We start from the raw sequence: 23,463 nt of genomic DNA on the forward strand, positions 1-23,463 counted from the left end.
CCCTTCTTTACGCTAGCCCAGCCTGAACTTCTGGTGGCCCATTCCGTTACAGCCCCACGTCTCCAGCCGGGAGCCGTCGTTCATCGTGTTCAGCGAGACGCAGCGCCCGGTCGCAGAGCTGACGATCGAGCCGTCGGCGCGGAGCTCGAACTTCTGGTGGCCCATACCGTTGCAGCCCCACATCTCCAGTACGGAGCCGTCGTTCATGGTGTTGAGCGAGACGCACCGGCCGTTCGCTGTGCTGATGATCGAGCCGTCGGCGCGGAACTGGAACTTCTGGTGGCCCATGCCGTTGCAGCCCCACATCTCCAGCAGTGAGGCGTCGTTCATGTGGTTCAGCGAGGTGCACCGGCCCGTTGCCGAGCTGAGGATGGTCACGTGTGGAGAGTCGTCGGCGGCGGGCGACGCCGAGGGAAGGCCCTGGGAGACCTGCACGCTGTCGATCTGCCCGGCGAAGTGCCCGGACGTCTTCTGGCTGCCGATCAGGAAGCTGCCGCTGGACTGCCAGCCGGCCGCCCCGCCCACCGTTTCCTGGAGCACGCCGTTGACGTACAGCGTGACCTGCCCGGACTGCGCATCGTAGACACCCTGGAGGCTGGTCCAGGTGTTCACCGCTGCCGGGGCCAGGGACTTCGCGGTCCATGAGGTGCCCGTGCCGGTGCCCGACTGGGTGATCTGCATGGCCCAGCGGCCGGATGCCTTGTCGTACTTCAGGTAGAACGGTTTGACCTCCGACGGGTTGTCCTGGGTGAGCACGACGTAGTCCGCGCTGGTGTTCGCCAGCTTCGCCCAGGCGGAGACGGAGTACGACTGGTCGGTGTCGATGACCGCCTTCTCGGTGCTGCCCCAGCCCGGGGTGCCCGGCAGCGTCAGGCACCGTCCGTCGTGGCCGCACGTCGTGCTGGGCACCGAGGCATCGCCGTTCCATTCCAGGTCGTTGCCGTAGCCGGAATCGTCGGTGGACGGCGGGTTGTCCTCGCCGAAGGCCCAGTCGCCGACCCTGGCGGGCGACACGAGTTTGGCGATCTCGCCGGGGCTGATGGCCCGGTTCCAGACCTGGGCCTGGGCCATGTCGCCGTGGACGTTGTGTCCGAGGAAGAGTTCGCTGGCGGCCTGCCAGCTGGACGGGGCAGGTGCCGTCCCCTCCAGCACCCCGTTGACGTAGAGCTTCACGCGCCCGCCCGCGGCATCGTAGACACCCGTCAGATGTGTCCATACTCCGAGCTTTGGCGGCTGGAAGGAGTAGGCGGTCTGGAAGGTGAGGGACGGCTCGTTCCCTCCGGTGCTCGGCACCTGGAACGCCCACTTGCCGGCGCCGGGCTCGTACGAGAGATAGAACTCGCACCTGTAGGCGCCACCGCACTGGGTCACCAGGTGCTGCGGCTGGCTGAACGAGGCGAGCCTGGCCCACGCCGAGACGGTGTAACTGCGAGTCGGGTCGATGACCTTCGGTGCCTTGACGTAGCCGGCTTCCGTGCCGGGGAAACGGAACGCGGTGTCGCCGTTCCGTACCGGCCCCGGCGCGGCAGTGACATCGTTGCCGGCCCGGGTGGCGTCATACGTCGAAGGATTGTTCACCCACTGGCCGTTCTCGAGTACCTGCGGCCCGGTGCCTGTGTTGGCCACCTTCGGCGCGCCGGCCCCCTCGTCCAGCTTCCACACACCCACCGCGGACGCCTCGCGCGCGACGGTGAACTGGTGCACGGTCGTGGTCGTCCGCCCGGCCCGGTCGACGGCCTTCACGTACAGGCTCTTCGGCCCGCCGGACTGCGGAGTCCAGGACACAGTGGCCGCGCCGGAGGAGGCGGACGCCACGTAGGACGGCGGATCGCTGAAGCCCCACTTGTACGAGGTGACGTCCGGCGAGGACTGGAAGGTGAACGTGCCGGTCCGTCCGGACGCGCCGCAGCCGTCCTTCGGGCACGGGGCCTGGTACACGTCGCTGCTGACGGCAGGCGCGGCCGGGTCGCTCAGGTCGACCTGGTACTCGCAGGTGCCGAAGTCCACCGACAGCGGCCCGGGGTGCGAGTAGTCGTCGGACTGCGCCCGGAAGCTGTAGATCCCGCCGTCGGTCAGCCCGGAGGCCGTCCACTGTGCGTCGGTGCCGCTCGGGACGTGGTCCTGGTACCCGGCTCCCGTGCCGACCCACGAGCCGTTGTACCAGGTGGCGTTGCTGATCCAGACCTTCATGCTGTCGCCGTCGGCGTCGGAGGCGTACGCCTTGAGGATCGGGGTGGCCGTCGTGATCCAGGGGCGGGCGCTGCCCTTCGCGCAGGGCTTCTCGTCCACGCGCAGGTTGACGGGCGCGTCGGGCCGGCGGTTGTAGGTCACTGAGATCGTGGCGGTGTCCGGCTTGAATCGCTTCCAGTAGTTCACGTTGGACTCGTTGGTCGTCAGCCCGAGGGTGAGGTTGGGGCTGGTGGACGTGCGCACGGCATGCGTGATGTCGTACTCCAGCCTGCCACCGTCGACCGGCCGCCAGCCCAGGTCCCTGGACCACACTGCGTTGTTCCAGGTGGTGCTGGGGCTGATCCCGCCGGCCTCCCAGAGCTGGACCTGGTACTCGCTCCCGCCGTGCCAGGCGTTGTTCAGCTCGACGGAGAAGTTCGCGCGGATGATCTCGGTGCCCTTGTACACCGGGCTGTCCCACTGGAACAACGACCGGTAGAGCGCGTTGCCCTTCGGGTCAGTCGCGTAGCCGACCTTGGCCAGCTTGTCCGTGTCGGCGCCGCCGAACCAGTACGACTGGGTCTTCCACGAGCTGTTCAGCCCGCCGACCAGGCACCAGGAACTCCGGGTGGGCGCGGTCGCCTTGGGGTCGATCAGGATCGGGAACGTCGCGTCCGGATCGGTCAGCAGCCCCGCGTCCGGGATGACCGACATGGACTCCGGCCCTGCCTCGACCGGCATGACCGACTGCCGTGCGGCCCGGGCGGGCTCCAGCGGCGCGGCGAGCTGCCCGGCCAGTTTCGGAGCGCGTACCGGCCTGGCCTGCGACTCCCACATGAGCGCGGAGCTGAACTGGAACACCTCCTCGCCCCGGGGGTCCCGCCCGGCCAGTATCTCGCCCGGCTTCTCCACCAGGGTGAACCCGGTGGTCTTCGTGCCGAAGGTGATCTTCCTGAGCGCGGGGTTGCGGGCGGCGGCCGGGGTCTTGACGACCAGCACCTCCGAGTAGCCCGTCACCTCTGCCCGCACGCGCAGGTCCACGCCGGGCAGCACCTCCGGGTATGTCGCGGCCTCACCGTCGATGACGGGCTCGGGCAGGGTGCCCGGCCAGGTCAGCGCGAGTTCGCGGCCGTCGCGAGCCGCCCGGACCAGGGGGCCGCCTCCGCCACCGGACAGCGTCAGGGTGACAGGTGCCGCGACCGGGCTCACAGTGCCGTCGGCGTTCCTGCGCAGGGTCAGGTCGACGGGAGCCCAGGAACCACTGGACTGCCGGACCCGCGTGGGCAGCGCGGTGAGCTCCACCGTGTGCGAGCCATCCGGGTTCACGAAGGTCTGGCCGTTCTCGGTGCGCAGCTCCGCGGCTTCCACCCGCCGGCCGCAGGCTCTGGCCAGCGTGCCGGCCTGGGCAGCTCCGGGGCTGGAGTCCGCACAGGACACTGCGGCCTGCGCCGGTCCCGCCTGTGCGGGTGCGGCCACCGCCAGGGGCGACAACCCGCTGGCGATCAGTCCCATCAGGCCCAGCATCGATGATATCCGGACATTTTTCTTGGTACGAGGGCGCGCTGAAGACGCTGCCGTCATGGAGTTCCCCGTTCACGTGACGCCAGAGATGGCTAGGTCAGCGACAGCATTGGCACGCCGCCGGAACCTGTCAATCCCGTACGAGGGCGGCCGGCTGCCAGCGCGAACGGCAAACCGAAAGCCGGCGCAGGGTACTTGGCCCGAGGCGCGGCCGTACCCGGGGCCGAGATCAATCCGAATCGTTATCGGCGATTCTTGGCGTGACGGCTTTGCCCTGGTACGCGGGCTCACTCCCGCAGGCCCGTCCCGTTTGATTGACAGACCGGTTCGAGTTGCGGATGCTGAGCCTCGCTTTTCAGCGTCAAGTGAACGGGGAACTCGCATGACGACTGCGTCTTCAGTGCGCGCTCGTACAGGCAAACCAACCACATTATTCACTCTTATGGCTGTTTTCGGGCTGATCGGCGGCGGGGTCTCCCCGCTGGTGCTCGCCCCGGCCGCCCAGGCAGCACCGCCGCTCCCGGCGTGTGAGCTGATGCTCCAGGATCCCGCAGCCGCCGCCGCGCTGGCGAAGACGTGCGGCAAACGAGTCGAAGCCGGTTCTCTACGTACCGAGACCGCTCAGACCTTCATGAACCCGGATGGCACGCAGACCCGTGAGGCCGCCGCCTACCAGCAGCGGATCAAGAAGTCTGACGGCTCCTGGGCCAGTATCGATCTCACCCTTCGCAAGAACGCGGACGGCTCGGTCAGCCCGGTCGCGGCCCCGCTGCCGCTGACCATGTCCGGCGGCGGCACCGCTCCGGTGGTGAAAGCCGGTGGCGCCGGCAAGGAACTTGCCCTGACCTGGCAGGAAGGCACGCTGCCAGCCCCGGTCCTCGACGGGCCGGTGGCCACGTATCCCGAGGTGCTGCCGGGTGTGGACCTGAAGATTCAGGCGGGCATGGGTGGCTATTCGCAGGTACTCGTGGTCAAGACCCCTCAGGCCGCGAAGAACCCGAAGCTCAAGAAGATCACGTTCGGTGTGAAGACCACCGGCTTCACCCTGACCGAGAAGCCGGGCGAACTTCTGTCCGGTGTGGACGCCCAGGGCAAGGAGGTGTTCGGCTTCGCGGCGGCCCAGATGTGGGAGTCCGGCGGCAAGAAGGCGAAGACCGCCAAGCGCCCGGGCGTCATGGCGGCACCCGCCGAGGAACCGGTTGCCGCCCGGCAGGCCGACATGCCCGTCGAGGTCGGCAACGGCACGATGTCTGTCGTCCCCGACCAGTCGATCCTCGCCGACCCGGAAGCTGCCTTCCCGATCGTGATCGACCCGAAGGCGATCGGGCCCGGTTTCACGAACTGGTGCCTGGTGGGTGGCCTGAACGGCTCGTGGAAGGAAACGGAGTACTGGTGGGGCGACGGTGAGAATCTCGCCAAGGTCGGTTACTCCTACGACGCGCTCTACCGCTCGATGTTCCAGTGGGACAACCTCGGGATCCAGGGCGCGACGGTCACCGACGCGAAGTTCATGGCCGATGTGAACAATGCCTGGACCGGCGGGTACCACGGTGTGCACCTGTGGCATGTCGGCGCGATCAGCCCGGCGACGAACTGGAACAACTCCTCCTGGATCAGTTACCTGGGTTCGCAGGGCGGCAACACCGGTTCGCACATGGAGTGGCCGATCACGGGATTCATGCAGGGCCTCGCGAGCTGCTGTGACGCGATCGCGCTGGGCCTGAAGGCTCCGAGTGAGTCGGATGTGAACGACTGGAAGCGTTTCAAGCCGGACACCGTCAAGCTGTCCATCACGTTCAACCGCGCACCGAACGTGCCGTGGGGTCTGAGCGTCGACAACAAGCCCTGCGCGGCCGACGGCAACCGGCCGTGGGTCACGACGGGTACGCCGACCTTCCGGGTCTCAGCCTCCGACCCCGAAGGTGACACCCTGAAGGCCGTCTTCGGCTGGGGCAAGTGGAACGGCAGCGGCTTCGCCTACCAGAACGGCGCCTGGACGGGTACCTTCCCCAGCGGCGCTCAGGGCTCGGCCGGCGGGTTCGACTTCGTGAACGAGGGTGTCTACAACTACTGGGCCGAAGCCCGCGACACCGCCGACGCCGCCCGGGGCTCGGTGGACCGCTGTGAGTTCGCCGTCGACCTGGTCGACCCGGCTGCACCTACCGTCACCGGTGACGTGTACAAGCCGGCCGGCTGCCCGCCGGACGGCTGTGGCGGCGTCGGCCAGGCCGGCAGCTTCACGTTCCGGTCCTCCGCCGACGTGACGAGCTTCAAGTGGAGCTTCGACGACGTACCGGGTGAGCTGGAAGCCAAGCCTGCCAGCATGGGCCAGCCGGTTACCGTGACCTGGCAGCCCAGGGACCACAAGCCGAAAACCCTGCGGGTCAAGGCGATCGACCGGGCAGGCCGGACGGCGACCGCCGTCTACCAGTTCCCCGTGTCGGCGCTCGCCTCGCCGGTCGCCCGCTGGGACCTGAACGAGGGCGGCGGCACCACGCTCGCCAACACCGGTACCGGCACCCGTGTCCAGGACGCCTCGGGCAACTGGATCAACCAGCCCCACGTCTACAACGCCACCCTGACCGGCGGCACGCTCGGTGTCCCCGGCCGGATCCGTGGCGGCGAGACGGCACTGCGGCTCGACGGCACCGCCGGCAGCTACGCGCAGGCACCGTCGATTCTGGACACCACCCGGAGCTTCTCGGTTTCGGCGTGGGTCAAGCCGGCCGCGCTGACCGGGCACCGGACCATCGTGTCCCAGTGCGGTGCCCACCGGTGCGCCTTCTACCTCCAGTACGACCCGGGTAGCAACCGCTGGTCCTTCGTCCGCCCGGACTCCGGCGACCAGGCACCGCCAGCCGCGTACTACAGCGCGCTGTCCGCGGCCCCGCCGAAGCTGAACGTGTGGACCCACCTGACCGGCGTCTACGACGGCCAGGCCGGGCAGGTCAGGCTGTACGTCAACGGCGTGCTGGAAGGCACGGCGGCCGTCCCGCAGACCTGGGCCGCGACCGGCCCGCTCTACCTAGGCCGTGACGGCGGCTCGCTGCAGGGCGAGCTGTCCGAGGTGCAGGTCTGGAACCGGGCGATCAGCACCGCAGAGGTCGCCGACCTCGCACCGCCGGTGCGCGTGGGGGACTGGGCGTTCGGTGAGGACGCGCCGCCGTCCACCGACACCTCCGGCTACTACCACGATCTGGAATGGCGGGGTAACGCCACGGTGCCGACCAACCCGGCCGGTACCGAGTGCAACTACGACGGGCGCTGCCTGCACCTGACCGGGGCCGGCGACGGTACGACGAACGAGCCGGTGCTGCACACCGACCAGTCGCTGACCGTCTCCGCCTGGGCCAAGCTGGCCAGCAAGGGCGGCGACCAGGTCGTCATCACCCAGGAGAACCCGACGCAGTTCAAGCCGTTCTACCTGATGTACAACGCCGGGATCGACCGGTGGACGATGCAGGTCCCGCAGATGAAGACCGGCACAGGTACCTGGTGGAGCGCCCGCTCGATCGCCTCGCCTGAGGTCGGCAAGTGGGTCCGCCTGACCGGTACCTACAACGCGCAGACCGGCGAGGTGAAACTGTTCGTCAACAACGTGCTCCAGCAGACCATCGGCGGGGCGGCCGCCTGGGCCGGCACCGGCAACCTGCTGATCGGCAGCCGGGGCGGCGCGGGCTACTTCGCCGGCCAGATCGACGAGGTGCAGGTGTACCAGGGCGTTCGCGACCCGATCGGCAGGCGGGCCGACGTGCTCGCCCTGCACAACAACGCCGACGGCTCCAGCAGCATTCTCAAGTGGACGGACAACGGTGCCAAGCATGACCTGAACACCGCGTGGACCTCCACGATCTACGGCAGCGGCAGCCGTGCGGTGTCCGGGGCGTTCACCGCCCGGGGCATGACCGTCCGGGACGTGGTCGTGCTCCGGGAGACCGGCGGCGTGGTGAAGGCGAGCGTGCTCAAGAACACCGCCACCGGGTTCGACGCGCTGCCGGAGACCACGGTGCTCAACGGCGCCGCGATCGCCAGGGTCAGCCCGGTCGCCACCGACCTCAACGGTGACGGCTTCGATGACCTGGTGCTGTCGTACAAGTACGACGGCTGCGCGATGAAGATGTTCGTGTACCTCGCGAAGGCCGACGGTTCCGGCCTCGGGCCCGAGCAGATCTGGCACAACGCGCCGGCGGGCACCTGGTGCAGCGACGCCGCTCGCCTGCTCGGCGGGGACTTCGACGGCGACGGCCGTGGCGACATCATGGCGATGTACGACTTCGGCAACTCCTCGAAGGCCTTCCTGTTCAAGTCGAACGGCACCGCCCTCGCCGTGACCGAGGTCTGGAACTCAGGCGCGGGCAACTGGTACGGCACGGCTGCGACCTACAGCGCCGGCGACACCGACGGTGACGGACGTACCGAGGTCCTGGCGTGGTACGGCACCACGGACGGCTCTTCGCGGATCTGGTCCTTCAGCCTGAGCGGTTCCCAGCTGACCAGCACCAGCGCCTGGTACCGGCCCCCGGGCACCTGGGACGGCAACCGGACCAAGTTCACCACCGGCGACTTCGACGGCGACGGCCGAGCCGACGTACTAGCGTTCTACCGCTACGACACGCTCAACCGGCTGTTCGGCATCCACTCCAACGGATCGAACTTCGACAACCAGGACACCACCCGCTGGGAGAGCCCCAGCACCGACTGGAACCGGATGACCCTGCTCTAGCGGTCACCCACCGGGTGCCCGGCCTCAGAGCCGGGCACCCGGCCACCCAACAGCCTCAAATCCAAACCGTTTCCCGCGTACCTTGGTGTCGCGTCCGGCGCAGGCTGATCGACGTGATCCGGTGGCGGGTGCGGACCGGGTCGCCGTGGCGGGACGTCCGCTGCCGGTTCTGATCACGCCGGGCCAGGCCGGTGACGCGCCGCAGTTCGCAGGCGTGCTCGACGCGATCACCGTCCGCCGCCCAGCAAACGCCCTGCCCGTGTGCTGGCCGACCGCGCTAACTCCTCACAGCCCAGTGCGGCATCAACGGCCATAAGCGATACCGGGCCGTGGCTTCCAGGTACGAAAAACTCGCCGTCCGCTACCTGGCCACCATCGGCATCGCCGCCATCGGCGAATGGCTCCGATGATGTCCAAACACTCCCTAGCCCACTCACTGACGCCCCGCGCAGCAGCCGTCCGCCGGCGGCCGGGACCCCGGCTGACGCCGGGAGAGATGCACCAGCCCAGGTGAGAAACCGGGGCCGCAGCCTCAGGGAGGATGCCGGGCCATGTGCCACGCGTGGCCGGTGACAAGCCTCTGGCGGGCTACCTCCAGTGCAGACCTGGCACTGCGCTGTGCGGGCCAGCGCCTCGGCAGGGCACAGGCCCTCCCCGCGCTCGTTCCGTTCACGGCCGGCGCGCACGCCCGCGATCCGGCCGGTGTGCGGCGCCTCGCGATGAGCGAGTCCTTTCAGGCCGTTAGCTGGCTCCTGGCATGCCGTTGCGGGAGCTCATCGCCCACCAGAAGGCCCGTACCAGTGGTAGCGCGATGACGACGAGGAGGCACACGACGAGCGCGAGCCAGGCCAGCGGTGCCGCGACCCACGGGAACCAGCCGCCGGTACCGGCGAAGACCACCGCGAGCGAGGCCAGTTCGCCGAGCAGGAATGCCGCGCCCGCGACCGCGGCCAGCCGCGCGATGATCCGCAGGGGAAAGGTCACGCGGGCCAGTGTTTCCCTCGCGTGCCGCTCCTCGGCCTCGAAGCTGGCGTCGATGCCCGACCCGGCGCTTCTGGCCGCCTCCAGCCGGGTCACCTCGGCACCCCGGTCGTCGTACTGCTTGAGCATCACGCCGAGGATCGAACCCAGCTCGACCACGAGCGCGATGACCAGGGCCGGCAGCACCTGGGCTACCGTGACATAGAACGTTTCGTTCCGCACCGGACAAGGCTGAACCACCGATCACGCCGTGTCCACCCCGACCCCGGAACCGCCACATCGCCTCGACGGCGCACCGCTCGTTTTATCGCCCCGCACGACCAGGGGAAGCCCCGTCCCGTTACCCGCGTGTTTCCTGGCACCGGGCAGCCGGGCAGCCGGGCGGTTACGGGCGCAGCAGGGCGGCGGTGAGGGCGCGGAGCCTGGCCCGGGCGTCTGGGTCGTAGGCCTGTTCGTGCGCTGGCCGGTCCTCGAGCTGGTGAAAGTAGCGCCCGGTGGTGCCGGACTCGTCGTGTACCAGCCGAAGTACGGGCGCGGCGCCCTCGGTGGTGCTGGTCGCCGCTGTGAGGCCGGCGTCCGCGACCATCGTGGTGGCCATCAGGTGGGCGGGGTGCACGGCGTTGACGGCCACCCCGGAACCGGCGGCTTCTTCGGCCAGGTCGAACGTATCCATGATCATGGCGAGCTTGGCCTGGCAGTAGGCGTGGATGCCGTCGTACCCGTGCTCCAGCATCACGTCGGAGAAGTCGATCGGGGCCTGGCCCATCGAGGCCACATTGATCACTTTGGCCGGGGCCGAGGCACGAAGCAGCGGCAGGAGCAGCCGCGTGAGCAGGGCCGGTGCCAGATGGTTCACGGCGAACCGCAGCTCGTGGCCGTCGGCGCTCAGTTCGCGGCCCCGGAAGGGCCCGCCGCCGATCGCGGCATTGTGGATCACGACGTCGAGCCGGGGCTCCGTCGCCAGGATCTCGGCGGCCAGGGCGTCCACCTGGCTCAGGTCGGACAGGTCGGCGATCAGCGGCCGGGCGCTGGGGAACTCCCGCGCCACCTCGGCGGTCCGGGCGGGGTCACGGCCGTGCAGGAGGAGGCGGGCCTCGCCAGCCAGCTCGCGGGCCAGGTGCAGTCCGAGGCCGCGGCCGGCCCCGGTGATCAGGATGGTGCGCATGACCCGAACCGTAGTCTCATTTTTGATGAGAATCAAATTTTTGATAAACGTACGAGAGTTGCGCTGGGTAAACTCACCGCCATGACAATGCCCGCCGCCGAGCGGCTCGGCCTGGAGATCAAACGGGCCGAGCAGGAACTGATGAGCGCCAAGCAGGCAGCCCTGCGGGAGGCGGGGCTGACCGTGGGGCAGTACGCGGCGCTGTTCGCCCTCGCTGAGCAGCCCGGTATCTCCGGCGCGGCCCTGGCCAGGGCCTGCCTGGTCACCCCGCAGAACATGGCGGCGGTGCTCAAGGTCCTCGAAGGACGCGGTCTGGTGGAACGGGCGGCGCACTCCCTGCACCAGCACGTGCTGGAGACCCGGCTCACGCCACAGGGCACGAGGCTGCTCGGGCTGGCTGACCGGCGGGCGGTGGAGATCGAGCGCAGGCTGGCGGCGGCGTTCACAGCCCAGGAAGCCGCGCAGCTCCGCGACCTGCTGAACCGCGCCTCGGCAGCGATCCGGGGTGAGCCGCCCCAGGCTGGCTGACCTGGCGTGTGCGCTAGCCCCGCAGCTGCGCCTGCCACTCCAAGTAATCGATAACCGTGGATGAAGCTGTGTTGAGGGCGGCACGTGACATTTTTGGCCCGAGTCGGGCCAGCAGTCCCCGAGGGCGGCAGAAGTTTCAGGCCTTCACTGTGAAGTGAGGGCCTGAACTGCATGGCGCAGCGTACTTGCGGCCCGAGACTTCCCTCCGATGCCCATGATTGGCTGGCGTCATGTGGTCACGGCGCGGACTTGAGCCATTCACTGGAACTTCGGGCGTGGATGTGGGGCCAGGAGGGGCATGCCGGGTGGCTGCCGCCGAGGATCGGTTTGACCACAGGGGACAACCGTCTGGATATCCGCTCACCCCCGCTGAGCTGCCGTCCTATGTCACCCCGGCCCTCGGGGGGCAACTGGGGTCAAATGATCAAGGGCCGGGTTTCTGATCTTCAGAAACCCGGCCCTGACCTGGTACTACACTGTCGGGCTGACAGGATTTGAACCTGCGACCCCTTGACCCCCAGTCAAGTGCGCTACCAAGCTGCGCCACAGCCCGAACACTTCCGGGGACGAACCCCGGCAGCCGGTACAGAGTAGCGCACTCTTCCGGGGCGGCGCGCGGCGGTATCGGTCAGGCTGCGACGGTGGCGAGGCGCTGGACGGCTTCGCCCAGTTCGGCCTGGCTGGCCGTCGCCGCGAAGCCGATGCGGAGGTATGGCCCGGGTACCTCTGCCGCGAAGTACCGGAATCCAGGGCTCACCGCCACCCCCGCCGCCCGTGCCGCCACGGTCACCTGCAAGCACCGCGTCCCGGCCGGCAGCCGGAGCCACAGGTGGAGCCCGCCAGCCGGGTACCGGGTCACCTCCCACCCCGGCAGGTGCCGTTCCAGCCCGGCGACGAGCGCTGCCGCCCGGTCGCGTAAGGCCATCCCGAGCCCGTGGATGTGGCGTTCCCAGGCCGGGGAGCTGAGCAGTTCCAGCGCGGCTTCCTGGAGTGGCCTGGCGACGAAGAAGTCGTCGACCTGGCGGATCGCGCGAAGCCGCTCCATGACCGGCCCGCGGGCGATGAGGGCACCGATCCGCATGCTCGGCGCGGCGGGCTTGGTGAGCGAGGTGACGTACACGACGGTGCCGTCCTGGTCGTCGGTCAGCAGCGGGCGCGGCGGGATGGAGCCGTGGCTCAGGTACCTGCCGAAGTCGTCCTCTACCACGAACGCCCCCGAGGCCCGCGCCACGTCGATGACCTCGGCACGACGTGCAGCCGCCAGCACCGTACCGGCCGGGTTGCTGAACGCCGGCTGGCAGTAGAACAACCTGGCCCCGGTCATGGCGAACGCGTCGGCGAGCAGGTCCGGCCGGGTACCGTGCTCGTCGATCGGCACCGGTACCGGCCGCAGCCCGGCAGCCCGCGCCGCCGCGATCGCGCCCGGGTACGTCGGGCATTCCACCAGAATCGGGCTGCCCGGGGCGGCGATCGCGCGGAACGTCATCGACAGCGCGCTCTGCCCGCCCGACGTGATCAGCACGTCCTCGGGACTGACGCCACCCGCTGCACCTCCCGTACCGCCGCCCCCGCCAGCCAGGTTGGCGAACACGGACCTCAGCGGGGCCAGGCCCTCGGACGGCGCACGGTCCCAGGCTCCCGGGCGGCGGGCCGCACGGGCCAGGGCGGAGCTGAGGGCTTTCACGGGCTGGAGATTCGGGTGCAGGTACCCGCCGTCCATCATGATCGTGCCGGGCGGCGGGACACCAGGCATGTCCGCAATGGACTGGAGGTCCACGGTGCGGTCGGTGAGTGCCACGGTCTGCCAGCCGGTATCGGCGGCCGCCCGCCCAGGCCTGACTCGCTGAGCGGCGTACGTCCCGCTGCCGGGCCGCGTGATCACTGAACCTTCGGCGGCGAGCTGCGCGATGGCCCGCGCGACGGTGACCGGGCTGACCCGGTACCGCTGAACGAGCTCGCGGCTGCTGGGCAGCCGGTCGCCAGGGGACAGCTCGCCCAGCAGGGTCCGGAGGCTGGTTGCCAGTTCCGCAGAAGTGCTACTGTCTGCCATGAGAGACAAGAATAGCGCTACTGCCACCTCCCCGGAACCGCTATCCGCTCCGCCCGCAGCTCCCGGCCCCGCCCCTGCCAAGGCCCCGGCCCCAGCAACCGGAACGGCCGGAGCCAGCACTAGTGCCAGCCTCTGGGGTAACCGGGATTTCCTGAAGTTCTGGCTCGGCGAGACCTTGTCGCTCCTCGGCACGCAGGTCACCACCCTGGCGCTGCCGCTGACCGCCATCCACGCCTTCGGTGCGTCCGACGAGCAGGTCGGCGTGCTCCGGTTTCTTCAGCTGGCCCCTTACCTCGGCCTGGCCTTGCTGTTCGGGGTCTGGGTGGACCGGTGCCGCCGCCGGAACGTGATGCTCGCTGCCAATGCCGTCCGCCTGGTCCTGATCGCCGCCATTCCGATCCTGTACTGGCTCGACCTGCTCACCATGACCCCGCTGCTCGTCATCGCGTGCGCGATCGGCATCGCGTCCGTCCTCTTCGACGTGAGCTGGATGTCCTACGTACCGGCCCTCGTCCGCGACCCCGGCCACTACGTCGAGGCGAGCGCGAAGATGGGCGTCAGCTCCTCGGCGTCCGATGTGGCCGGTCCTGGCCTGGCCGGCCTGCTGATCGGCTGGCTGACCGCTCCGGTCGCCCTCGTCGTCGACGCCTTCTCGTACCTCGTCTCGATGGTCTCCCTGCTGCTCATCCGCACCCCGGAACCCAAGCCAGCCCCGCCGGAGACCCGCCGCCACCTGCTGGCCGAGCTGCGCGCCGGGTTGAGCTGGGTGTGGGGGAGCCCGGTACTGCGCGCGCTGGCCCTGATCGGCTTCTGCTGCAACTTCTCGATGATCACGGTGTGGACGATGTTCCTGCTCTACGGCACCCGTGACCTCGGCCTGCCGTCGGCGACCCTGGGCGGCATCTTCGCGACCGCCTCGGTCGGCGGGCTCGGCGGCGCGCTGATCTCCCGCAAGGTGATCGCCAGGTTCCCGCTCGGGAAGGTGTACCTGATCGCCCAGTCAGCCCTCCTGCTCGGCCCCGCGCTCCTCGTCCTCGCCGCCGGCCCGCGCCCCCTCATGATCGGCATGTTCGTCGCCTCGTTCTTCGTCACGTACCTGGGACTCGGCGTCGCCGGCGTCATCATCGTGAGCCTCCGCCAGTCGAGTACCCCGCAGGCGATGATGGGGCGGATGACGGCCGCGTTCCGCACGCTGCTCTTCGGCGGCGGGGCGCTCGGCGGCCTGTTCGCCGGGTACGCGACCGGCTGGCTCGGCGCGTGGGGCGCGCTGGCCGTGGCGGCGTCGGGCTCGGCGGCCGTGGTGATCGGCATCGCCCTGTCCCCAGTGGTCCGGCTCCGCGAACTACCCGTTCCGGCCCAGTAATACGTTCCGGCCGACCCCAGTCACACAGCCCAGTCCCAGCTGAGCCTCACTCCCGCCGCCCCATCGCGTCGATCAGGCGCATCACCTCCACCGGCAGCGGGAAGATCAGCGTCGAGTTCCGCTCGGCGGCCACTTCGGCCATCGTGGACAGGACACGGAGCTGGACCGCCGCCGGATGTACCTCCAGGATCGCCGCGGCGTCCGAGAGCGCCTCGGCGGCCTGCTTCTCGCCCTGGGCGTGGATGACCTTGGCGCGGCGTTCCCGCTCGGCCTCGGCCTGGCGGGCGATCGCGCGGCGCATGGTCTCCGGCAGCTCCACCTGCTTGACCTCGACGAGTGTGACCTTGACACCCCACGGCTGGGTCACCTCGTCGATGACCTGCTGCAACCGCTGGTTGAGCTCGTCGCGCTTGGCGAGCAGGTCGTCGAGATCCGCCTGGCCCAGGACGCTGCGCAGCGTGGTCTGCGCGATCTGCGACGTCGCGGCCAGGTGGTCCTCCACGGCCACGACCGACCGGACCGGGTCCACGACGTTGAAGTACGTGACGGCGTTGACGTTGACCGTGACGTTGTCGCGGGTGATGACATCCTGCGGCGGGATCTCGCGGGTCACGGTGCGCAGCGATACCCGCACCATCCGGTCGATGACCGGAATCAGGAAGAACAGACCTGGCCCCTTCGCTCCGATCACGCGCCCAAGACGGAAAACAACCCCTCGCTCGTACTCCCGGAGCACGCGCACCGACGCCGCGAACAGCGCGATCACCACCAGGAGGGCGAGCACCAGCCCGAACAGCCCGCTACTCATCTTCCGCCTCCTCCACGCCCATCACCAGGCCCGCCACCCGCGCCTCCGTCCCGAGGCTTTCCCGCCGGGCCCCCGCCGGCAGACCCAGCCTCCGGCGGCCCGTCAGCGACCTCGGCCCCCAGACGTTCCTCAGCCGGCTGGACCACCTCGACCGGCTCAGCCACCTCGACCACGTCAACCGGCTCGACGACTCCTGCCACCCCCACAAGCTCGGCCGCGTCAACCTGCCCGTCCACCCCAACCGGCTTAACCACCTCGACCACGAGATCAAGGTCCTCCACCCCGACCACACGTACCCTTTGCCCGGCCCGCAGCGCCCCGCCAGCCCGCCTGGCGTTCCACCAAGCGCCTTCGAGAACGACCCGGCCCAGTCCACCAGCCCCAGCGCCAGCCCCGGGCCCGTCCACCAGGCGGATCGTCGCCTCCTGCCCGATGAGGAGCGCCGTGCCGCTCACGACCGGTCGTTGCCGGCCAGCCCAGACGAGCCTGCCAGCGAGGATCGCGCCGCCAGCCAGTACGAGCACGGCCGGCAGCACGACGGCGAGGCTCAGCCGGAACGGCCCCTGGAACAGCAGCAGCCCGCCAGCCAGCAGGCACACCGCTCCGGCGGCGGCCGGTACGCCGGTCCCGGGCGTGAACAGTTCTGCGGCGAACAACGCCATCCCAGCCAGCACCAGCACCACACCGCCGATGTTGATCGGCAGCACGCTCAGCGCGACGAAGCCGAGCACGAGCATGATGAGGCCGGTGATCCCGCTGACCAGGTGGCCTGGGTTCGCGAGTTCGTACAGCAGCGCGAGCGTGCCGAGCGACAGGAACAGGAATGCCAGGTTGGGGTCGGCGAGCAGCTGCAGCAGCGATCGGAACACCCCGAGGTCACGGTCCACAATGGTCACTCCGGCCGTGTGGAGCACGATCTCCCGGCCGTCCGCCAGGGTGACGGTGCGCCCGTCGGCCAGGGCCAGCAGCTCGCCCCGGTCCCGGGCGATCAGGTCCGCGGCCCCCAGCCGCACCGCCTCGTCGGCGGCCACGGCGCGGCCTTCCCGGACGGTCTGTTCCGCGAAGTCAGCGTCCCGGCCGCGGTGCGCCGCCACCGAACGCGCGAAAGCCGCGGCATCGTTGATGACCTTGTCACTGATCTTGCCGCCCTGCAGGTCGACCGGGGTCGCCGCCCCGATTGTCGTACCCGGGGCCATCGCCGCCACATGCGCGGAGAACGTGATCAGCGCCCCGGCCGACGCCGCCCGCGCGCCGGACGGCTCGACGTACACGATGACCGGCACGCCAGCCTCCAGGAACCCCTGGATGATCGACCTCATCGACGTGTCCAGCCCGCCCGGCGTGTCCAGCTCCACCAGGTACGCCCGGTACCCGTCGCGCTCCGCCTCCCGGACCCCGTCACGCAGGTGGTCGGCGATGACCGGCGTGATCGGCCCGGCTACCCGGGTCCGCAGCACAGCGCCGTCGCCATCCGCCGCCCCCGCCGCGCCAGGCAGCCAGCCGGAGCCACCCCAGCCCAGTGAGCCCAGCAAGCCCACCAGGCCCAGTACCAGCGAAAACAGCAGGACGAACCACGCACGCCGGGCCATGACACCCTCCCGCGCAGGGCACAACCGGCCCCTTCGCCAATCATCACCCTCGATCGGCGGAAGCGGCCATCGAGAGCAACGCCGGCTGTGACGGCCATCACTCACCGGGAACAGAACTAACCTTTCGTAACTTGAGTGGTGCAGGCTCATGTTTACCTGATTACAGAGGTGCGAGATGGCGACACTTCCGGTCCTGCCCCTGGCCGACTCGGTACTCCTGCCCGGAATGGCTGTCCCGGTCACCCTCGACCCGGCCACCCAGGCGGCTGTCGACGCGGCCCGGACGGCAGGCGATTCCAAGGTACTCGCGGTACCCCGGCTGGACGGCGAGTACGGCCCGGTCGGCACGATCGCCGTGATCGAGCAGGTCGGACGGCTCCCCAGCGGCGAACCAGCCGCCGTGATCCGCGGCCTGACCCGGGCGAGGATCGGCTCCGGAGTCCCCGGCCCGGGTGCCGCGCTGTGGGTCGAGGCCGAGGCCGTACCCGAAACCCCCGCGACCGAGCGGATCCGGGAGCTGGCCCGCGAGTACAAGAAAGTCCTGATTGGTCTTCTCCAGCGGCGCAGCGCCTGGCAGGTCATCGACGCCGTGGAGCGGATCACCGAGCCAGCGGAACTGGCTGACTCCGCCGGCTACGCACCCTGGCTGTCCCTGGAGCAGAAGGTCGAGCTGCTCGCGGCGGCCGACGTGGCCGAGCGGCTGGAGAAGCTGACCACCTGGGTCCGTGACCACCTCGCGGAACTGGACGTCTCCGAGAAGATCAGTGAGGACGTGCGCGAGAGCGTCGAGAAGACACAGCGCGAGTTCCTCCTCCGCCAGCAGCTCGCCGCCATCCGCAAGGAACTCGGCGAGGACGAGCCGGAGGGCGCCGGCGACTACCGGTCCCGGATCGAGCAGGCTGACCTGCCAGAAGCCGTCCGTGAGTCCGCGCTGCGCGAGGCCGGCAAGCTCGAGCGAGCCAGCGACGCCTCCCCGGAGGCCGGCTGGATCCGGACCTGGCTCGACACCATCCTCGACATGCCGTGGAACACGCGGACCACCGACAACACCGACCTGCCCTCCGCCCGCGACATCCTCAACGCCGACCACGCGGGCCTGGCGGACGTCAAGGACCGCATCCTGGAGTACCTGGCCGTCCGCAACCGCCGCGCAGCCAAGGGCCTCGACGTCGTCGGCGGCCGGGGCTCCGGTGCCGTGCTGGCGCTGGCCGGCCCGCCCGGAGTCGGCAAGACCAGCCTCGGCGAGTCGGTGGCCCGCGCGCTCGGCCGCAAGTTCGTCCGCGTCGCGCTCGGCGGCGTCCGCGACGAGGCCGAGATCCGCGGCCACCGGCGCACGTACGTCGGCGCGCTGCCCGGCCGGATCGTCCGCGCGATCCGCGAGGCCGGCACGATGAACCCGGTCGTGCTCCTGGACGAGGTCGACAAGATCTCGGCCGGGTACGCAGGCGACCCCGCCGCGGCCCTCCTCGAAGTGCTGGACCCGGCCCAGAACCACACCTTCCGCGACCACTACCTCGAAGTGGACCTCGACCTGTCCGACGTGCTGTTCCTGGCCACGGCCAACGTCGTCGAAGCCATCCCGGGCCCGCTCCTCGACCGGATGGAACTGGTCACCCTCGACGGGTACACCGAGGCGGAGAAGGTGGCCATCGGCCGCGACCACCTCTGGCCACGCCAGCTCGACCGGGCAGGCCTGACCACGGCCGACGTGACGATCACGGACGCCGCGCTCGGCCGGATCGCCGCCGAGCACACGCGCGAGGCCGGTGTCCGGCAGCTCGAACGCTCGCTGGCCCGCATCCTCCGCAAGGCGGCAGTACGGCTCGCCGACGACCCGGCCACGATCGCCGTCACCGAGGAGAACCTGTCCAGCTACATCGGCCGCCCCAGGTTCACCCCCGAGTCGGCCGAGCGCACGGCCGTACCGGGCGTCTCCACCGGCCTGGCCGTCACTGGCGCCGGCGGCGACGTGCTCTTCATCGAGGCGACCGCCCTCGCGAAGGGCGAGCCGGGCCTCACGCTCACCGGCCAGCTCGGCGACGTGATGAAGGAGTCAGCGCACATCGCCCTGTCGTACCTCAAGTCCCACGGCGCCGGATCCGCCGTCGACCCCGAGGCCCTCGAACGCCGCATCCACCTGCACGTACCAGCCGGCGCGATCCCCAAGGACGGCCCGAGCGCCGGGATCACGATGGTCACCGCGCTCGCCTCCCTGGCGACCGGCCGCCCGGCCCGCCCCGAGGTCGGCATGACGGGCGAGGTCACCCTCAACGGCCGCGTGCTCCCGATCGGCGGCGTGAAGCAGAAGCTGCTCGCCGCGCACCGGGCCGGCCTGACCGAGGTGATCATCCCGGCCCGCAACGAGCCGGACCTCGACGACGTACCCGAGGAGATCCGCAAGGAACTCACCATCCACCCCGTCGCCGACGTGGCGGACGTGATCCGCCTGGCCCTCACGTAGGGCGTGTCCTGCCGATCTTCACCGGGTCGCGCCGGCCTGAGAGCACGACCGGCGGCGCAGGATTCTCAGGCTCGCCGCGACCTCGGCAAGACCGGCAGGACACGCCCTGGCCCGGACCCTTGGTTCCCGCATCCGCCACCACTCACGGCGGTGCGGGAACCCAGCCAGGGGATCACACGAAGTCCGGCTGCCCCTGGGCCACATCCCACGCGAGCACATCCGCGGCGGTCGTGAGCAGGGGAGTAGCCGGCATCCCTGCGGCCCGCGCCTTTGCAGCCGAACGCCGCTGGGTCGCCCAGTGCTCCCGGGGCCTGGCGAGCGGCACACCCGGCCGGTGCTCGACCGGCACGATGCGCACCGCACTCCCCGCAGCCTCCGCGCACGTCCGGATCAGCCCGCCGAGCGTCGTCGGCTCGGCGGGCCCGACCGCGTGGAAGGCTCCCGCCCGCCCATCAGCGACGAGCCGCACGGTCAGCCGGGCCAGGTCCCGCACGTCGACGATCTGCACCGGCTGTTCCGGGTCGGCGGCCAGCTCGACCGTCCCGCCCCGCTGCGCCTGCCGTACCCAGTACGTGAACTGCCCCTGGTTGTCCCACGGCCCGGCGACCTTCCCGGCCCGCACGATCGTCGCCCGGTCCCCGTACCGGCCAGCGACATCCTCCTCGCACGCCACCTTGCACGGCCCGTACGTGGCATTGGTCAGCACCTCGGTGTCCCGGACCGCCGGCCGCAGCGGAGTGTCCTCGGTGGACCCGTCCTCTGCCCAGTCCTCCTGGTACACGGCCTGGCTGGACATGAACACATACCGCCCGGCCCGGTCCCCGAGCACAGCCATCGCCTGGTTCACCTCACGCGGCACGTACCCGCTGACGTCCGCCACCGCGTCCCATTCGCCGCCAGTGAGCGCCGAGTAGTCACCAGTGGCCCGGTCACCAACCAGGCGCGGTACGCCGGGAAAGAGATCGGAGCCGGTCAGGCCCCGGCTGAAGAGAGTCACATCAAAGCCGTGTGCGAGAGCGTCGGCCACGATGGCGCGGCCCACGAAAGCGGTACCGCCAAGCACCAGGATGCGCATCCACCCGACGCTACCCGCGCTGAAGTCCCAGACCATGAGCCTTCGCGAGCAGCAACTCCCGCTCCCGCTCATTCCGGGTCAGCGCCGCAGCCCGCTCCAGCTCGGCCCGGGCCTCCTCCACCCGGCCCAGCCGCGCCAGCAGGTCACCGCGCACACTCGGCAGCAGGTGGTAGTCCCGGAGCGCCGCCACGCCCGTCAGCTGGTCGGCCACTGCCAGCCCAGCGGCGGGCCCCTCCGCCATCGACAGCGCGACAGCCCGGTTCAGCTCGACGACGGGGGAGGGCGCGACCATCATCAGCCCCCCGTACAACACGGCGATCGCCGCCCAGTCCGTGTCCTCGTACCGGGCAGCCCTGGCATGACACGCCGCGATCGCCGCCTGGATCGAGTACGGCCCGGTACCGGCACGCTCCAGAGCCGACAGCCCCCGGTGGATGAGCAGCCGGTCCCAGCGCTGCCGGTTCTGGTCGGCCAGCAGTACCGGCTCCCCGCCGGCCCCCGTCCGCGCAGCCAGCCGCGAAGCCTGCAACTCGAGCAACGCGACCAGCCCGTGCACCTCAGGCTCGCCCGGCATCAGCCCAGCCAGTACCCGCGCCAGCCGCATCGCCTCCTCGCACAGCGCGGGCCGCACCAGGTCGGCCCCGGCGGTAGCCGAGTACCCCTCGTTGAACACCAGATACACAACCTCAAGAACAGAGGCCAGCCGTTCCTGCCGATCAGCCCCGTACGGCACCTCGAACGGCACAGCAGCCTTCGCCAGTGCCCGCTTCGCCCGGACGATCCGCTGCGCGACGGTCGGCTCCGGCGCCAGGTACGCCCGCGCGATCTCCCCGGTCGTCAGCCCGCCCAGCAGCCGCAGGGTCAGCGCGATCCGCGCTTCCGCCGCCAGCACCGGATGACAAGCGGTGAACATCAGCCGGAGCAGGTCATCATCAATGTCCTCGGCATCACCCACCTCCACCGGCGGCACGTCAGCCAGCTCCCGCCCAGCCTCCGCGAGCTTGCGCGCGTAGACCTCACGCCGCCGTACCAGATCAATGGCCCGCCGTCTGGCGGCAGCGGTGAGCCAGGCACCCGGCCGATCCGGCACCCCGGCCTCCGGCCACTGCTCCAGTGCCGCGACCAGCGCATCCTGGGCGAGCTCCTCGGCGATCCCCACATCGCGGACGATCCGCGTGACCGCGGCGATGATCCGCGCCGACTCGATCCGGAACGCCGCCTCGACGGTCGCCCTAACCTCCACAGCAGACACCGCCCCATGATCCCAGCCGGGTGGCAGCACGCCACCCGGCCGCACCCCGGATCATCACCCCTCGGTGATCTCCCGGACCTCACACGTGACCGTCCAGTGCGCCTCGTGGCACTCCAGGAACCGCCGCGCCCACTCCAGCGCCTCAGCCTTGTCCTTGCACTGAGAGATGGAGTAGCCGCCGATCACTTCCTTGCTCTCGGCGAACGGCCCGTCGGTGTACGACAGCTTGCCGTCCTCCCACGTCACCCGGGTGGCCTGCGCGCTCGGGGTGAGACCAGCCGTGTCGAGCATGACCCCGGCCTTCGTGATCTCCTCGAACAGCGCACCCATCTTCTCCCCGAACTCAGGGCCGTGCCCCTCAGCGGGCTCCTTCTCCGACAACCGGACCAGGGTCAGAAAACGCGGCATGACGACTCCTCAGCGAGCAGGAGGCGGGGCCAGCCCCCGCCTCTCACACCCTCACGTCGAACGGCACCAGGCCAGATCGACACCCCAGGCCAAGAGTCTCCGGGAAAACTTCTTGATCTTGTACCTGTGCCGGCCCGGCCCACCTCACGACCTGGCTGAACGCCAAGCGCGGACGGCCTCGTCCTCGTCGATCGTCCTGATGACCACCGAGGGCCCGTCCATCAGCCCGCGCTGGGCCCGCACGATCTTCTCGTTCAACGCGGCCACAGCCAGCCGTACCTGCTGCTCGGTCTTCTTCTTCGCCAGCGCGGCCGCGAACTCCTCGACCTCTTTGCGGAGCATGAGCGTGGCGGGGCCGGCGAAGCTCAGGTTCTCCCGCCGCAGCAGATCCTTGAGCCACCAGTCCTCGCCGAGCGGACGGCCGGCGTCAGGCAGCGGCTTACCCGCCCCAGGCAGGTTGTCGAACTCCCCGCGCTCCTGAGCCTCACGGATCTGACGGTCAATGCGGGACTCGTACCAGTGCGCCACGTCTGCCTCCCGTATCTAGACTGAATCCAGTCTATGGCTCCCGGCGCCCCGCCAGCCGCTGCCCACCCTGCGCACGGGGACACGCTCGTCACGGAGAGTCCCGTCAAAGACGCGAACAGCGACCCACCGTGCACTCGCCTGCGGCCAGCACTGTGGACAACCCGAACACCAACACTGGCCCCGCACCTGCTCAAGGGACACAAGCCATCGTCGAATGTGGATAGGGCGAGCCTCCCGCTGGCCTAACCCGACCCCCGATTTGACCCCGCCGGGGCCCTAGCGTAAATTTCTCTCTGTCAGCGGGGAACGCGACAAACCGGAAAGAAAGACACCGGGGCGGCGCGGATCACGAAGACACCGGGCGAGGCCGATTTGGTTCGGCGTGAACGACCGGGTAGTGTGGTCGAGCGACAAGGCGATGGACACCGCTTAGGGCGGCAGGACAGCTTGTCAGTCTCGAATGCCAGAGCGGTGCGGATCACTGGTGATGCCGGTGAGGGTCGCGGAACTGATCTGGTAGGTTGTTTGAACAGCCCCCGAAGAGATCCGGGTGATACCGGGTTCCTGAAGGTGTGTGTTTGTTCTTTGAGAACTCAACAGGGTGTCTGAAAGTTAGTGCCAAGTTATTGATACCCCGGCCCTGGCATTGTTCAGGGCGGGATTCCTTTGGTGATACGGACAATGGCAACACATTTTAGTGATGTCAGCGGTCTGATCGCCGGGTATTGAATTCTTATTGGAGAGTTTGATCCTGGCTCAGGACGAACGCTGGCGGCGTGCTTAACACATGCAAGTCGAGCGGAAAGGCCTTTCGGGGTACTCGAGCGGCGAACGGGTGAGTA

14 protein-coding genes, 1 tRNA gene and 1 rRNA gene are annotated in these 23,463 nt (G+C 69.6%); 5 read left to right on the forward strand and 11 right to left on the reverse strand.

Annotation, left to right across the window (positions count from 1 at the left end; genetic code table 11):
- Nucleotides 1-12 precede the first annotated feature (12 nt).
- Nucleotides 13-3,681: a LamG-like jellyroll fold domain-containing protein gene (locus A3G1_RS0131105; RefSeq protein WP_157641532.1), complete on the reverse strand. Its 3,669-nt coding sequence runs from the start codon at nt 3,679-3,681 to the stop codon at nt 13-15.
- Between the two features lie 451 nt (nt 3,682-4,132).
- On the opposite strand from A3G1_RS0131105, the gene A3G1_RS0131110 reads away from it, so the two are divergent.
- Nucleotides 4,133-8,413 (forward strand): LamG-like jellyroll fold domain-containing protein, encoded by a 4,281-nt coding sequence (locus A3G1_RS0131110; RefSeq protein WP_018353416.1) that lies wholly within the window; start codon nt 4,133-4,135, stop codon nt 8,411-8,413.
- Nucleotides 8,414-9,154: 741 nt separating this feature from the next.
- On the opposite strand, the gene A3G1_RS37745 is transcribed toward A3G1_RS0131110, so the two are convergent.
- Both A3G1_RS37745 and A3G1_RS0131125 read right to left on the reverse strand, forming a co-directional pair.
- Complete coding sequence (locus A3G1_RS37745) at nt 9,155-9,616, reverse strand: hypothetical protein (RefSeq protein ID WP_018353417.1); 462 nt, start codon at nt 9,614-9,616, stop codon at nt 9,155-9,157.
- 163 nt (nt 9,617-9,779) lie between these two features.
- On the reverse strand, nt 9,780-10,559 hold the full coding sequence (locus tag A3G1_RS0131125; protein WP_018353418.1) for an SDR family NAD(P)-dependent oxidoreductase: 780 nt from the start codon (nt 10,557-10,559) through the stop codon (nt 9,780-9,782).
- Nucleotides 10,560-10,640: 81 nt separating this feature from the next.
- On the opposite strand from A3G1_RS0131125, the gene A3G1_RS0131130 reads away from it, so the two are divergent.
- Complete coding sequence (locus tag A3G1_RS0131130; protein ID WP_211216414.1) at nt 10,641-11,087, forward strand: MarR family winged helix-turn-helix transcriptional regulator; 447 nt, start codon at nt 10,641-10,643, stop codon at nt 11,085-11,087.
- 479 nt (nt 11,088-11,566) lie between these two features.
- Here A3G1_RS0131130 and A3G1_RS0131135 read toward each other — a convergent pair.
- Nucleotides 11,567-11,640: transfer RNA gene (locus A3G1_RS0131135), tRNA-Pro, on the reverse strand.
- A 75-nt stretch (nt 11,641-11,715) separates the two neighbouring features.
- Nucleotides 11,716-13,137, reverse strand: a complete 1,422-nt coding sequence (locus A3G1_RS0131140; RefSeq protein WP_018353420.1) for an aminotransferase-like domain-containing protein — start codon at nt 13,135-13,137, stop codon at nt 11,716-11,718.
- On the opposite strand from A3G1_RS0131140, the gene A3G1_RS37750 reads away from it, so the two are divergent.
- Nucleotides 13,136-14,500, forward strand: coding sequence for an MFS transporter (locus A3G1_RS37750; RefSeq protein WP_083937223.1), 1,365 nt, complete (start codon nt 13,136-13,138; stop codon nt 14,498-14,500). The two genes, A3G1_RS0131140 and A3G1_RS37750, sit on opposite strands and share 2 nt — an antisense overlap.
- Nucleotides 14,501-14,546: 46 nt before the next feature.
- Here A3G1_RS37750 and A3G1_RS0131150 read toward each other — a convergent pair whose 3' ends face one another.
- Nucleotides 14,547-15,308: a slipin family protein gene (locus A3G1_RS0131150; protein ID WP_018353422.1), complete on the reverse strand. Its 762-nt coding sequence runs from the start codon at nt 15,306-15,308 to the stop codon at nt 14,547-14,549.
- The gene (locus A3G1_RS37755; RefSeq protein ID WP_018353423.1) at nt 15,305-16,897 is read right to left on the reverse strand and encodes an NfeD family protein; all 1,593 of its coding nucleotides are present in this window, start codon (nt 16,895-16,897) and stop codon (nt 15,305-15,307) included. Before A3G1_RS37755 ends, A3G1_RS0131150 begins: the two co-directional genes overlap by 4 nt.
- Before the next feature lie 175 nt (nt 16,898-17,072).
- Between A3G1_RS37755 and lon the strand changes: the two genes are divergently transcribed.
- Entirely contained in the window at nt 17,073-19,358 is a 2,286-nt protein-coding gene (gene lon / locus A3G1_RS0131160) for an endopeptidase La (RefSeq protein WP_018353424.1), read from the forward strand.
- Nucleotides 19,359-19,530: 172 nt separating this feature from the next.
- Here the strand turns inward: lon and A3G1_RS37760 are convergent, their stop codons facing one another.
- The 4 genes from A3G1_RS37760 to A3G1_RS0131180 all read right to left on the reverse strand — a co-directional run bounded on the left by A3G1_RS37760 (nt 19,531) and on the right by A3G1_RS0131180 (nt 22,621).
- A complete protein-coding gene (locus A3G1_RS37760; protein ID WP_051110725.1) occupies nt 19,531-20,433 on the reverse strand; it encodes an NAD-dependent epimerase/dehydratase family protein in 903 nt (300 codons plus the stop codon).
- Nucleotides 20,434-20,443: 10 nt separating this feature from the next.
- Entirely contained in the window at nt 20,444-21,685 is a 1,242-nt protein-coding gene (locus A3G1_RS0131170; protein WP_211216415.1) for an RNA polymerase sigma factor, read from the reverse strand.
- 54 nt (nt 21,686-21,739) lie between these two features.
- Nucleotides 21,740-22,093 carry a YciI family protein gene (locus A3G1_RS0131175; RefSeq protein ID WP_018353427.1) on the reverse strand — a complete coding sequence of 118 codons (354 nt, stop codon included), beginning with the start codon at nt 22,091-22,093 and terminating at the stop codon, nt 21,740-21,742.
- Between the two features lie 144 nt (nt 22,094-22,237).
- The gene (locus tag A3G1_RS0131180; RefSeq protein WP_018353428.1) at nt 22,238-22,621 is read right to left on the reverse strand and encodes a DnaJ family domain-containing protein; all 384 of its coding nucleotides are present in this window, start codon (nt 22,619-22,621) and stop codon (nt 22,238-22,240) included.
- A gap of 733 nt (nt 22,622-23,354) precedes the next feature.
- Between A3G1_RS0131180 and A3G1_RS0131185 the strand changes: the two genes are divergently transcribed.
- A 16S ribosomal RNA gene (locus A3G1_RS0131185) occupies nt 23,355-23,463 on the forward strand; the annotation flags it as partial.

This window comes from Longispora albida DSM 44784, from assembly GCF_000379825.1.
Taxonomy (GTDB): Bacteria; Actinomycetota; Actinomycetes; order Mycobacteriales; family Micromonosporaceae; genus Longispora; species Longispora albida.